The organism is Staphylococcus microti (assembly GCF_000934465.1).
Classification (GTDB): domain Bacteria; phylum Bacillota; class Bacilli; order Staphylococcales; family Staphylococcaceae; genus Staphylococcus; species Staphylococcus microti.
Genome location: NZ_JXWY01000044.1, coordinates 13,143 through 27,300, shown reverse-complemented (window position 1 = coordinate 27,300; position 14,158 = coordinate 13,143). Strand labels below are relative to the sequence as shown.

Annotated in this window: 13 protein-coding genes; 4 read left to right on the top strand and 9 right to left on the bottom strand. The window is 38.9% G+C overall.

From position 1 onward, the window contains the following. Positions 1-247: 247 nt before the first annotated feature. The 5 genes from recG to TP70_RS07885 all read right to left on the bottom strand — a co-directional run bounded on the left by recG (position 248) and on the right by TP70_RS07885 (position 6,107). Entirely contained in the window at positions 248-2,293 is a 2,046-nt protein-coding gene (gene recG / locus TP70_RS07905) for an ATP-dependent DNA helicase RecG (RefSeq protein WP_044360808.1), read from the bottom strand. A 2-nt stretch (positions 2,294-2,295) separates the two neighbouring features. Next, the gene (sdaAA, locus tag TP70_RS07900) at positions 2,296-3,165 is read right to left on the bottom strand and encodes an L-serine ammonia-lyase, iron-sulfur-dependent, subunit alpha (RefSeq protein ID WP_044360806.1); all 870 of its coding nucleotides are present in this window, start codon (positions 3,163-3,165) and stop codon (positions 2,296-2,298) included. A 13-nt stretch (positions 3,166-3,178) separates the two neighbouring features. Further along, positions 3,179-3,844 carry an L-serine ammonia-lyase, iron-sulfur-dependent subunit beta gene (sdaAB, locus tag TP70_RS07895; protein WP_044360804.1) on the bottom strand — a complete coding sequence of 222 codons (666 nt, stop codon included), beginning with the start codon at positions 3,842-3,844 and terminating at the stop codon, positions 3,179-3,181. 208 nt (positions 3,845-4,052) lie between these two features. Next, the gene (gene fakA / locus TP70_RS07890; RefSeq protein WP_044360803.1) at positions 4,053-5,720 is read right to left on the bottom strand and encodes a fatty acid kinase catalytic subunit FakA; all 1,668 of its coding nucleotides are present in this window, start codon (positions 5,718-5,720) and stop codon (positions 4,053-4,055) included. Positions 5,721-5,732: 12 nt separating this feature from the next. Continuing rightward, positions 5,733-6,107 carry an Asp23/Gls24 family envelope stress response protein gene (locus TP70_RS07885; protein WP_044360802.1) on the bottom strand — a complete coding sequence of 125 codons (375 nt, stop codon included), beginning with the start codon at positions 6,105-6,107 and terminating at the stop codon, positions 5,733-5,735. A gap of 549 nt (positions 6,108-6,656) precedes the next feature. Here TP70_RS07885 and rpmB point away from each other — a divergent pair. Beyond that, positions 6,657-6,845, top strand: coding sequence for a 50S ribosomal protein L28 (rpmB, locus tag TP70_RS07880; RefSeq protein WP_014614133.1), 189 nt, complete (start codon positions 6,657-6,659; stop codon positions 6,843-6,845). A gap of 98 nt (positions 6,846-6,943) precedes the next feature. Here rpmB and TP70_RS07875 read toward each other — a convergent pair whose 3' ends face one another. From TP70_RS07875 to rsgA, 3 genes are read right to left on the bottom strand one after another with little or no spacing between them, the layout of a single operon-like run. Further along, a complete protein-coding gene (locus TP70_RS07875) occupies positions 6,944-7,582 on the bottom strand; it encodes a thiamine diphosphokinase (RefSeq protein ID WP_044360801.1) in 639 nt (212 codons plus the stop codon). Positions 7,583-7,587: 5 nt separating this feature from the next. Then, positions 7,588-8,238, bottom strand: coding sequence for a ribulose-phosphate 3-epimerase (rpe, locus tag TP70_RS07870; protein ID WP_044360799.1), 651 nt, complete (start codon positions 8,236-8,238; stop codon positions 7,588-7,590). Continuing rightward, positions 8,238-9,113: a ribosome small subunit-dependent GTPase A gene (gene rsgA / locus TP70_RS07865; protein ID WP_044360798.1), complete on the bottom strand. Its 876-nt coding sequence runs from the start codon at positions 9,111-9,113 to the stop codon at positions 8,238-8,240. The genes rpe and rsgA overlap by 1 nt, the downstream gene beginning before the upstream one ends. Before the next feature lie 200 nt (positions 9,114-9,313). Between rsgA and TP70_RS07860 the strand changes: the two genes are divergently transcribed. The 3 genes from TP70_RS07860 (at position 9,314) to TP70_RS07850 (ending at position 13,286) form a co-directional block, all read left to right on the top strand. Next, positions 9,314-10,189: a trypsin-like serine peptidase gene (locus tag TP70_RS07860; RefSeq protein ID WP_044360797.1), complete on the top strand. Its 876-nt coding sequence runs from the start codon at positions 9,314-9,316 to the stop codon at positions 10,187-10,189. A 27-nt stretch (positions 10,190-10,216) separates the two neighbouring features. After that, positions 10,217-12,268 (top strand): Mur ligase family protein, encoded by a 2,052-nt coding sequence (locus TP70_RS07855; RefSeq protein ID WP_044360796.1) that lies wholly within the window; start codon positions 10,217-10,219, stop codon positions 12,266-12,268. Positions 12,269-12,374: 106 nt separating this feature from the next. Further along, entirely contained in the window at positions 12,375-13,286 is a 912-nt protein-coding gene (locus TP70_RS07850) for a trypsin-like serine peptidase (protein ID WP_044360795.1), read from the top strand. Positions 13,287-13,325: 39 nt separating this feature from the next. Here the strand turns inward: TP70_RS07850 and TP70_RS07845 are convergent, their stop codons facing one another. Then, on the bottom strand, positions 13,326-14,108 hold the full coding sequence (locus tag TP70_RS07845; RefSeq protein WP_176579757.1) for a hypothetical protein: 783 nt from the start codon (positions 14,106-14,108) through the stop codon (positions 13,326-13,328). Between the last annotated feature and the right edge of the window lie 50 nt (positions 14,109-14,158).

Genomic DNA, 14,158 nt, shown 5'->3' with positions numbered 1-14,158 from the left:
CATCAATTTGCACCTCTCAGTCATTAGAGTAGTTACTCAAATTATACATTAAAATAACCCTATAGACCGACACTCTTTTTTTAGTGTCTAATCTATAGGGTCCAGTTTAAATCCCCTCTCAAGTTAGTAGAAATATAAAAATGACAATGGGTGTCCGAATGCTAATGATGTCTCTCAACGCTTAGTCAGCCTTGCTGGGGACTACGACAAAATCTTTTGCTAACGCTTGAGATTTCTGTAGTGTGCCCTAATCAAAGCTTTGATGTAACATATTGCGTTCTATAAATTCTCGTAATCGAATGAATTCATCGCTAAAAAAGCGTTCGGATTGAATCATTTCTGCCGCTTCATCGCGTGCAACTTCTAACATGCGGTAGTCTTCAACTAAGTTGGCGATTAAAAAGTCTGGTAAACCACTTTGTTTCACACCGAAGAAGTCCCCCGGCCCACGCATTTCTAAATCACGTTCACTCAGTTCAAAACCATCTGTTGTTTGTGTCATAATCGTCATACGCTCAATACCTGTCTCAGTTTTCGGCGATGCAATCAACACACAATAACTTTGATGATCACTTCGGCCCACACGTCCACGCAATTGGTGTAACGTTGACAATCCAAAACGATCCGCATCGTAAATCATCATAAATGTTGCATTCGGCACGTTAACACCGACTTCAACGACCGTTGTTGACACAAGTACATCGAGTTCATGTGCGCTAAAACGTTGCATGACATCATCTTTTTCTTCCGACTTCATCTTGCCATGCAAAATACCGATGCGTCGATTTGGCAGTTGCATTTGTAAGTTCTCATATAATGCAATGACGTTTTGAACATCTTCTAAATGCTCGGAACTTTCAATTAATGGCGATATGACATAGGCTTGACGCCCTTTCGCTAACTCCTGTTCCATTTGTCTCAATACTTGGTCGTAGCCTTCATGTTTTACCCAATGCGTTTGAATCGGCTTACGTCCTTTTGGCATGCTTTTGATTGATGACACGTCCATTTCGCCAAAAACTGAAATTGCTAACGTACGTGGAATCGGCGTCGCTGTCATAAAGAGAACATTGCTTAACGCCCCTTTTTCACGTAATTTTTGACGCTGTTCGACACCAAAACGATGTTGTTCATCGGTGATAACGAGGCCAACATCATGAAAAACGACATCATCTTGTATTAATGCGTGCGTCCCTATTAAGCAGTCGATGTCGCCCTGCGCAAGTTGTTCAAGCAAGAGCGCACGTTTTTTCCCTTTCACTGAACCCGTTAGTAACGCAACGCGCATTCTGTCGCCAAATAGCGCAACTAAGCTTTCCGCATGTTGTTCGGCTAAAATTTCAGTCGGTACCATAAGTGCTGACTGGTATCCGGCTGTTTTAAGGGCATACATACAAATCGCTGCAACGACTGTTTTACCTGATCCAACATCGCCTTGCAATAAACGGTGCATGCGGATTGGTGCTTTCAAGTCTCGGAAAATTTCATTAATACTTTGTTTTTGTCCGTCTGTTAGTTCAAACGGCAGGTCGTCAATAAATGCTTTGACCGCATCAATATCGTATTGCACGGCAACGGCTTGATCAGAGCTTTTTTCCAAGCGATTCAACCACTGCATGCGCAATTCAAACATAAAAAATTCGGTGAACGCAAACGTACGGCGTGCTTTTAAGATGGCTGTTTGATCAGGCGCTTCATGTAGTGCGTGTAACGTATCATGTAGTGTTTCCAACTTGTACTTTTGACGCAAATCTTCAGGTAACCATTCATGAATCGTCACATCTTTTAACGTCGCATGAATCATGTCACGCAATGTCTTTTGTTTCAAGCCCTCTTTCACACGATAAACCGGTGTAAACTGCGAATCTGCAAGCTGTGCGAGGTCCGTAAACATTTTTTGCCCGTTAATTTCTTGTTTGCGACGTGACCATTTCCCTTTCACGACGACTGTATCATGTAACTGCACTTTATTTTTTAAATAATGTTGATTGAAAAAGACGACTTTTACCGCAATGCCGTTAACCATCATATGCACGGTTAACTTGGAACGATTGCGCCCAAGAAAGGCAACCGTCGGCGTCGAATAAATTTCGCCTTGTACCGTCACGACCGATTCATCATCCGCCTGCGTTAAATCGACTAACGAATTGTCTTCATAGCGTGTAGGCAAGTAAAGTATTAAATCTTGAACCGTATGAATATTCATTTCATTGAGTAACGTTAAGCGTTTTGGTCCTAACCCTTTAATATCTTTTAATGCATAAGGGTTTTCAATTATCGCTATCTTTGTCATGTTTAATCACCAAATATTTGTTGTTTTAAACGCTGTCCTGTTGGTGTGCCTGCAAGACCACCACGTCCTGTTTCACGCAAAGCAACTGGCATTGTTTGTCCGATGCGATACATTGCGTCAATCACTTCATCAGTCGGAATGCGTGATGAAATACCCGCTAGCGCCATATCCGCTGATACAATCGCATTAGACGCACCTGCTGCATTACGTTTCACACAAGGTACTTCTACAAGACCTGCCACAGGATCACAGACAAGACCTAACATATTTTTCATACAAATCGCAAAACCTTCAGCAGATTGTTGTGGTGTACCACCTGCTGCTTCAACAATCGCTGCAGCTGCCATCGCACTGGCAGATCCCACTTCCGCTTGGCAACCGCCTGCTGCACCTGAAATAGACGCATTATTTGCGACAACAAAACCAAATGCACCTGCTGTTAACAAGAAGTTTAGCATGCCTTGTCGATCCAATTGCAACTTATCTTTCAACGCGAAAAGTACACCCGGCACCACACCTGCAGACCCCGCAGTCGGTGTGGCACAAATTTTACCCATTGCGGCATTGACTTCATTCGTCGCCACAGCTTTACTAATCGCATCTAGCACTAAATTCCCCGCTAAGGCATTACCACTTTCAATATAGCGTTGCATCAGCACTGCGTCGCCACCTGTTAAACCTGTTTTTGAAGTCACACCGTTTAACCCCTCGGCAACCGCGTTTTCCATCGTAGTCAAGTTACGTTCCATATGCGTATACACTTCTTCTCGTGTCATACCTGTCACAGACATTTCTTGTTCGAGCATCACTTCATGTATTGCTTTCTGCTCGGCTTCACACTTTGCGATTAATTCTTCAACACTCTTAAACATGCTACCCCTCCAATCAATCTTCTCCCATTAATGATACCGTCACAATGCCCGGTATTTTGCGAATTTCTTCAATAATTTCGGTATTAACCGATTCGTCCAGCTCACAAGTCATTAACGCTTGATCACCTTTTTCTTTACGTGCAACGTGCATGCTACCGACGTTGATACTATGTTCTCCTAACACATTCGCCACTTTACCAATTGTGCCAAACGTATCTTTATGAAACACAAGTAATGTTGGATAGTTCCCGCTAATATTGATTGGAAAGCCATTAATTGCGACAATTTCAATTTTACCGCCACCAATAGAAACCCCTTCGACAGAAATGGATGTATCGCCATCTGCCATATCAATTAATGCGGTATTTGGATGCGAACGTTCCTCTGACATTTCAATAAAGTTCACACGCATGCCCAAGTTTTTCGCTGTCTCAAGACTCGACTCGATACGACTATCATCAGTATCATAGCCGAGCAAACCACCCACTAACGCCACATCTGTTCCATGCCCTTTATACGTTTCCATAAATGAACCAAACAAATAAATATCCGCTTGTGCAGGCTGTCCCCCAAATAATGATCTTGCGACAAGACCGATGCGTACTGCACCTGCTGTATGTGATGATGAAGGTCCTACCATTGTTGGACCGATAATATCGAACACACTTTTAAACTTCATAATCATCCCCCTGTACTTTTTGAATAAAATATAACCTTATTATAACAATTCTAACTATTTTATTGAAATGCTGGCGCTATTATGTCAAAAACAAACTTTGATCCATGAACACCCGCACATTTTTATACTTCAAATCGTGCATAAAAAAGCAGGACAATCATCTTTTCGTGTAAAAGATTCATTGTCCCACTTGTTATCACATATTGTTCTATTCAACTGAGAATAAGTATGGATAAATCGGTTGTTGACCATTTTGAATTTCTATTTCAACATCTTCAAAATGCTCTTCCACAAATGATTCGATAAATGCTGTTTGCTCATCTGTTGCTTCTTCACCAGCAATAACAGTTAAAATCTCACTGTCTTCATCAATCATTGCTTCTAACGTTTGTTGTAATGTTGCTTTAACATCACGGTCACTTACGATAATTTTATCTTCAACTAAGCCCATGTATGCGTCTTTTTCAATGTTAATGCCATCAATTTTCGTATCACGTACTGCATATGTGATTGAACCTGATTTCACGTCATCTAACGCCGCAGTCATCGCTTCAGCATTGTCTTCCAACGCTGCTGATGGATCATAACTAAACATCGCTGCAATGCCTTGTGGTACTGTACGTGTTGGTACAACCACAGCTTCCACGTCAACAATTTCAGCTGCTTGTTGGCTTGCCATTTGAATATTTTTGTTATTCGGTAAGATGATTGCACGTTTACAACCACTTTCTTTAATCACGTTGACAATATCTTCAGTAGATGGGTTCATCGTTTGACCACCGCTAATGACATGTGTTGCACCCATTGATTTGAATAGTTCTGTAATACCGTCACCCATTGAAATGGTAATAATCGCTGTTTCTACTTTTTCAGCTGCTTTAGGTTCTGATGTCTCTTGCTTGTCAGTTTTCTTACCTTCTTTGCGTAACACTTCACGGTGTTGTTCACGCATATTTTCAGCTTTAACCTTAATTAATTCACCGTACTTTTGACCAAATGTGAAAACTTCACCCGGTGTTTCAGTATGTACGTGAACTTTGACGATTTCATCATCACTAATAACGAGTAGTGAGTCACCGAACTTGCTCATATCTTCTCTGAATATCGCTTCATCAAATGGTGCTTTACCTGATTGGAAGCGCACCATCATTTCAGTACAGTAACCATATACGATGTCTTCCGTATTAATAACACCGTGGAAATCATGATCATCATTGAAAAATTCTTCTTTATCCACTTTCGGCGTTTGTGCTTCGATTGTTTCACCTTTCATTGCTTTCAAGAAACCTTCGTACACAAGTGTTAAACCTTTACCACCACTGTCAACAACACCGACTTCTTTTAATACAGGTAATAAGTTTGGTGTATTTTCTAAAGATTTTTGAGCCGCTTCATAAACAGCTGTCATAATTTCCAAACAATCCTCTGTTTTTTCAGCCGTGTCGACAGCCGCTTGACCTGCATCTTTTGCGACAGTCAAGATGGTTCCTTCAACAGGTTTCATAACAGCTTTATACGCTGTTTTCACACCTGCATCGAAACTGCGTGCAAATTGTTTTGCGTCAATTTCATCATATTCTTCAAGCGCTTTAGAGAAGCCTCTGAAAATTTGTGACAAAATAACACCAGAGTTACCACGTGCACCCATTAATAAGCCTTTTGAGAATGACTTCCCTAAGTCGCCGATGTGACGTGTTGGGTTATTTTGAACTTCCTCTTTCCCCGAAGTCATTGATAAATTCATATTTGTCCCTGTATCCCCGTCTGGTACTGGATAAACGTTCAATGAATCCACTAAATCAGCGTTGTTTGATAAGTTTTGAGCCCCTTGTATAATCATGTCGGCAAATAGATTACCGTTGATCTTCGTAACCATGCGAATGTCCTCCTATTTGTCGTTCCCGTCATTGTTAAAACGTACACCTTGTACGAATATATTAACTGAGTTTACTTTAAGTTTAAGTGTGTGTTCTAACGTATACTTAACCGTTGATTGTACGTTCTGTGCCACTTCTGAAATCTTAACACCGTAGCTTACGATAATATACATATCAACATCTAAAATGCCGTCATTTTCTCTTACAACAATCCCTTTTGCGTAATTCTCATGACCTAAAATTTCAGCAATACCGTCACGCACCTGTTGACGAGAAGCCATGCCGACAATCCCGTAACATTCGACTGCTTTACCGCCTACTACAGAAGCGATCACCTCATTTGAAATATCAATACTGCCATAATCGTTTGTAATTTCTAATGCCATATCGTAACGCCTCCTATTCTTAATCGTGTTTCTTATATTATGTTCAATGTCAAATTTTTTCATCAATATTGCTAATATATATTTCGAGATGGTGAACTACTCACCACTTAGCTAAACATAGCGTTTTTAACGCTTGAAGTGGGAGCTTCTTGGGAATAGAGTGTACTTAATAGTTTATTTTTCACTAACAGAGGTATCTCTTATTTACCAAGCTATCCCCGTAGTTCCTACGGTTTCTTATTCTAACTAAATTAATCACGTTATTCTTAGACCTTCGTTAAAAAACTTATTACAATCAGTTCTATTTTACTATGTAGCGAATGGGTACGCTACTATAATGAGTAAAATGCCCCGTTGGAATAAGCGAATAAGTCACTTTCGACTACTTTATATGTAATCACAATAATAAATTATAACAGAAACTTGAAGTTACACAAAGCAATTTATCAAATAACGTATATCTTTTGTTGCACACAGGTTGTGATTATGGTATATTACCTTAGTATGTAGTAGCAAAGTGTATTTGTATTTCTTAAAGGAGGTACGATGATGGGTAAAGAATGTTTCGTAACAGGACGTAAAGCATCAACTGGTAACAGACGCTCACACGCATTAAACTCAACGAAGCGTCGTTGGAATGCGAACTTACAAAAAGTGAGAATCCTTGTTGATGGCAAACCTAAAAAAGTTTGGGTTTCTACACGTGCTTTAAAATCAGGTAAAGTAACACGCGTATAATTTTAATATTATGAAGATCAAAACGAGACTATATGTGGCAGTCTCGTTTTTTTGTATTTAAAGAGGTGGAACAGCGCTTGCGTCCCACCTCTTTTAGTTCATATATCACGACTACGCATTTGATAAACGATACCATTATGGACTTTTACTTTTGCTTTGTCTTGTTGAAACTCATTAGAAATCGTTAATGTCGAACCCATTTCTAATACTTGTTGTGCTAAATCGTATTTGAAACCGTGCAATGACAACGTGACAGCATCAGATGCTGGAACGAATGAAATATAGCGGTAGTTTACATCATTTTCCACTTCATGCTGACCTTCAGCAAGCAACCTAATCTCATTTTGTTGATCAATTAATTTAATTCGACACGCTTGATATGCAGGTGCCTTTAACAACTGCATCGCCCCCATAAAATGATCGAGACGACCGCCTGTTGCCCCATAAATACATATTTCATCATAGCCACGTTCAATCGCTTGCGCGACACCTAGGGCAAGGTCCGTATCTGCTTTTTCAGCAGGGACAGGCGTAATCGTAATTTGTTCTGCAATCCACATACGTTCATCATCAGAGACAGAATCAAAATCCCCAACCGTAAAAAGTGGACGAATGTCATGCTCTAACAATAATTTCGTGCCACGATCGACGCCACCCCAAACTTCATGATGATGACGTTCGAATAGCCCGTCAGGTATGTTTCGATGACTACACAACAGATGAATACGTTTTGACATCGTACTTACGCCTCGCCTTTGAGCGTCGCAACCGCATGACCGTATTCAGCTTGATTGAAAAAGTATGAACCCGCGACAAGCCAATCCGCCCCGGCTTCAACCACTTGTTGTGCTGTTTCAGCATTCACCCCGCCATCAACTTCAATGCAAAATGCTAAACCTTGTGATTCACGTAAAGCTTTTAATTCACGAATTTTATCAAGACTTGATGGAATAAACGCTTGCCCACCAAATCCTGGATTCACTGACATAATAAGCACAAAGTCGACATCTGCAATGATTGGACGAATTGCTTCGATAGACGTTCCCGGATTTAATACAACGCCCGCTTCTTTGCCATGCGCATGGATTTTTTGAATTGCGCGATGAATATGTGGTGTCGCTTCAACGTGTACAGAGACTTTATCTGCCCCTTTTTTACAAAAAGCATCAATATAAGCTTCTGGATTTGAGATCATGAGATGCACATCAATTGGTAGTGACGTGCCACGACGCACCGCTTCTAAAATTGGAAAACCAATAGAAATATTCGGAACAAATTGCCCGTCCATCACGTCAAAATGCACACCATCAACGCCTGCTTTTTCAAGTGCTACCAATTCATCTTGTAATGTTAAAAAATTTGCAGATAATAAAGATGGAAAAATTTTTGTCATTAGTATCGTACCTTTCGATTAGAAATTTCTTGTAGTAGTTGTTCATAATGCTGATATCTAAAGTCCGCAATATCCCCTGTTTCAACCAATGCTTTAACATGGCATTTCGGCTCATTCGTATGCGAACAATCTCGAAACTTACACTGTTCACTTGCTTCACTGATTTCAATAAAGTAAGCATCTAAATCTTGCTTCTCAATATGATCAAAATCAAGCGCACTAAAGCCCGGTGTATCGGCAATATATCCATTCGCTCGTGGATACAATTCCACATGACGAGTCGTATGGCGACCACGATTTAACGATTGCGATATGCTATTCGTTTCAAGCGCCAATTCGGGACAATAACTGTTTAACAACGTCGATTTGCCAACGCCTGACTGCCCGCTTAACACCGCTATACCGGGTTGCCAGTCATTAAAAACCGCTTGGACATTATCATCTTTTCCGATAAATTGCGTGTCATAGCCAATATTTTGATAAATCGCAAGCAATCGCTCAATTTCTGCTTGTTGTGACGCCGATGTTAAGTCTTTTTTCGTAATCACAATGCGTGGCGACAAATCATACGAATGTGCAATAACTAGAAAACGATCGAGTAATTGTGTAGAAAAGTCTGGTTCCACTGCACTCATTACAATAACCAGTACATCAATATTGCTGACAGGTGGACGCTTGAGTTCATTTTTACGCTCATGCACATGCTGAATATAACCCGATGCGTGCGTCTCAAAATCTATATCAACCATATCACCTACAACAGGTGTTATTTGCTTCTTTCTAAATAATCCTCGTGGCTTCGCATCGAACTGTTCCCCATCAACATCTACGCGATACACGCCACTAATTGACTTAATAATTTGTCCTGTTTTCAAATTCACACCTCATCTAATTGTCTTTTTCAAATTATGACTATTATACCAAATTGCGTCATAGGGATACAGTTGCGTGTTGTAGAAGACCGTATTTACTTTTGAAAAATCACATTGTCGATATTTTAATTTTGTTGTATATTAAGTTTTAAAACAAACTTTATTTGAAGACATTCTTTTTATCTATTAAAGGGGGAAGTAAAATGAAATGTTTTAAAGTTATACTCTGTTCTTTTGTCACTTTATGTATTTCACTTGATCAAATGCCTCATCCAGTATTTGCTGACGCCTATGACACAAATAACGCATATGAAAAGAAATACGGAAGCGAAGAAGCTTTTAATCTTGCACAAAGTATTGATGATAACGAAATAACAATAGGTCCGGTTAATGATCCAATACCAAAACAGTATCAGTCAATTGGTCGATTAGTTAACAGTGCTGCTAACTCTTCTGCCACTGCAGTTGTTGTAGGAGATTATACACTGCTAACTAATAATCATTTAGTAGAGGATTCAAAAACAAGACCAGGTGCACGAAATTATCGTCCTGCTTCTCCGGAAAAATTACGCTTTTATCCTATGCAAACACCGAATCACAGACCTTATACATTTACAATAAAATCCGTGCATATGATTAGGGGTGTTGATTTAGCTGTTGTGCACACTAATAAAAAAATAAGCGATTTTATTCAACCAATGGCTATCGCTTCTGAAAATAGTATCGAATCAATGACATTTAAAGATCCAATTACCATCGTAGGGTATCCAACACCAAAATATTTCGAATCACGATTTCCAGAATTAGCAAACGTTCCAAATCATCAAATGTTTATAACCCAAGGATTTTATCTCAATAAAGCAACGACACCCGAACCACAATTTTACTTTAATGCAGTTACTAGAAATGGGAATTCAGGGAGTCCCATTATGAATAGAAATAATGAATTGATTGGTATTTTTCCAAATGGGTTTAATAATACTGGAAACTCGACATTTAAATACAACATAGAAGAAATGGGATATGGCATATCAATAATAAAAACAGTTAGAAATGAAGTACTGGAAAATATGGAATAAAATAAATCTCAAAGGAGCTTTAGATTCATGTTAACACTTAAAGAAATCGCTACGATTATCGGTGGCAAAACCATTCATATTAGTACGCATAATGAAAATAATGTCATTGATGATTTTGAAATGTTTTTTTCTCGTGTCCAATCGAAACAAACGGCGTACTTCTCTCCTAATAAAGATACTTGGTCTAAATATTTAGGGAGAACGAAAGGTGCACCTGATGGCAATGATTTAATCGACCCTACTCATGCTGAAATTGGACTGATTATCTCTGAAAAAGAAGCAACAAATCTGCAACATCCTATTCCACAAATCATTGTTGAAGATTCAATCGTCGCTTTAAAAACGTTGGCGATTCACATACGCAATCAGTATACAAATCCCATTATTGCGATTACCGGTTCTATGGGCAAAAGTTCAACACGCATGATGATAACCACACTATTACGTGACTATAACATTTTAGCAACACGCGGTAACAACAATGTGCGTGCAGCCGCCTACATCAATATGCTGAAGTTGACTCAAAATCCAGATTTTGCGGTAATCGAAGTGTCACTCAACGTTATTGATCCGCTCGAGGATACGATGTTGAATTTACGTCCTACGATTGCTGTTGTAACTGGTATTGGTGCGGCACATATGGCGCCCCGCAAATCCATTGAAGATATTGCACACTTAAAATCGAGAGTATTTAACGGGCTGACAGAAAATGACATAGCGATTATTAATGATGACACGTTATGTGCAGATTATATGATTGAACAGGCATTGACACATACGCCACACGTTTTTACATACTCCATTGCCACTTCATCGAATGCAGACCTTGCCCCCGAGTATATACAATATCAAAAAGGACAGCTTCAACTCGGTGTGATAAATAATAACCAACGACAAACCTATCAACTCAACACAATCAGTTCTGGTATGGTCTCGAATACACTTGCGGCACTGCTCGTATTGAAAAAATTAAATATTAAAATGAACAGCGAATATTTAAAAGACTTCCAATCGTTTTCTAAAGTATTAAAGATGAGAACTGTTGAAACGCCAAATCATCAGTTGACGTTGCTTGATGATACACACAACGCTTCTCTTCCAGCAATGATTAATGCCATTCAAGCTTTTGATACACAAGCACGCTTTTTCAAAGGGAATAAAGTGATCGCACTTGGTAAAATAAATGATCTCGGTAAAAATTCTCGAGACATACATCAAGAACTTGTGCCAGTTTTAGCCGAGTCTCAAGCAGATTATATTTTGTGTTTAGATGGCGATTTGCGCCCTGTCGTAAACAAAGTAAAGAAAAAACATATCACTTGGTATGCCAGTGCCGATATGATGTTAAATGATTTGAAATTTCTATGTAATGAAGACTCACTCACCCTTTTGAAGTCATCAAGTGGTGGCACGCTATTACCCGAACTTGCGAAGAAACTACCAAAAGCATTGGCGTCAAATACATTACAATATGAACAACCAAAGTTATTTGATGAAATGTGCCGCCTAGGACAAAGTTATCTTATTGTTGATAACAAAACACTCAACATTGAGAAAGCTGTTAATACGGATCATTCGATGACGATTGAAGGCTTAGGACCTCTTATCTATTATACGTATGCGATAAATGAGCATGTGCCTAATACAATGCGTGCACTGAAAGAATGGGGTACCAATAATGACATATTTTATACAGGTAAAGAGATGACGACGTATGAGCTATTAAAACATGTCACACATAGTCCTCATCCATCTGTTTTATATGAATTAGCCGATTGGTTATTTGAAAACTTTGCCAATAGAAATAAATATACACGGACATTTATTAAAAAATACAACCTAGATCCGTCAGTCGCTGTCAACCTAACAGGGCGTTTTATGATGCGTGAACGTCAAAGCTATTCAGTACACGACTTATATCAAATTTTGAAAGACTATCAATATGATTTGTTCCGCTTCAACAATTCATTTATTATCGGCAATAAATCTAAAAGTGGCTATATTCGCGGACGCGACAAAACGATTATTTTCACATCGTATGATGATCCAGATACACTTAAATCATTGATTACGTTCTAAGATGTCAAACAGCACCCAAATTGGCAGGTGCTGTTTGACATTTTATTCTGTCGCTTTATACTATATTAACAAAGTATTATTTGATACATAAGGAGTCAACGACCCAGTGAAAAAACGACAAATACTCATTATTTTGTTATTGATTAGTATTATTTCTCTTACCTACTTTGTCACACGCTCGCAACCAGACAACGTGCAAGTACATGACACGAACGACCCGCAAGATGCCTATGTCACGAATAACGCCTATAAAAAACAAGCTGGAAGTAAAACCGCTTTTAAACTTGCGCAAAAGATTGATGACAAAGCTATTACGGTAGACACGATTGATTCACCAATACCGAAAGCCTATCGTTCAGTAGGTCGTTTTATCAATTATCAAACCGATTCAGCAGGAACAGCTGTGGCGATTGACGAACATACACTTTTAACGAACAATCATCTCGTTGAAGATACAAAGACGAAGCCGGGCAAACGTAATTACCGCCCTGCCAAGCCAAGTATGTTGCGCTTCAAACCGATGCAGTCGCCGATACAAACACCTTACACGTTTACAGTCCGCTCAGTTCATATGATTAAAGGTGTCGATTTAGCCGTCGTTCATACGCATGAAAACTTGAACAACATAATGACGCCCATGCCGATTGCGAGTGAAAAAAGCATTGAAGCTATGGCTTTTAAAGACCCAATCAAAATTGTCGGCTACCCGCAACCGAAATATTTTGCGTCACGCTTTCCAAAGCTTGCCAAGACACCAAATCATCAAATGTTTATGACAGAAGGTTACTATTTAAACAAAGCGACAACCGTCGAACCACAGTTTTACTTTAGTGGCATTACGAGAAAAGGAAATTCTGGGAGCCCAATTATGAACGAACACAATGAATTAATCGGTATTTTCCCAAACGCCTTTAACAATTCTGGCAAATCAACGTTTGAATACAATGTTGAGGAGATGGGTTATGGCGTTGCGATTACAAAGCATGTGAGAAAAGAAATATTTGATAATATGGACTAACCCGAAAAAATAGCCTTGAAACAATTGATGGTTTCAAGGCTATTTTTGCGTATGTTTATTAATCATCGCTTGTATATAAAGGGCTAACAATAGTTCGATGCATTGTTCGCTATCATACAGCGTCACATTATGCTTTTCGCCACGTTGTTGTGTTTGACTACTCTTCGAAAAATCCATAAAACTTCTGTTTGCTTGAAAGACAACATTGTCATTCGCATCTGAAATCGTTGTGATGGCACTCATATAGTCATTGTTGAAAAAATACTGTTGCTCACGAGACTTAAAAACATACGGCAATTGTTGCTTGATACCTTTATCCTTGAAAAGTCTCTTCATTTCAAAAATACCAATATATTCGTTATTGAGGTACACATTATATTGATACCTTAATGAAAAAGGGTTTATTAGCACAATTTTCACTTCATTACTTTCAGAAATTACATATGTGCTATACAACGAAGAAAATCCAAATAAACTGATAAATCTATGGAGATAATTAAAATATGTTGGCGTAAATGTTATTTTTTCTACGCCATACACAGGCATTTTTTGATCTGCAATAATATATAACGGTAATTGAAAAAAGTAAGCATTTGGCTCTAAATTTAAGTCATCTGCTATGTCCTGCTCAAAACGATATTTCGCTCGGATAGATTTTCTAAATAAGCGTATGACAACGATGATTACTGTCATCACCGCTACCAACACCCACGATAGCCACAGTGATATATTAAATAGCGTGTCGTGTCCGAGTGCAACTGAAATAGAGTTAATTATACTGAATACCAATAAAACAAACCATATAAGTATCTCTCTTAACATTGCTATTACCCCCCTTAAAAAAGCAGGAAAACGCACAATATCAATTTGCG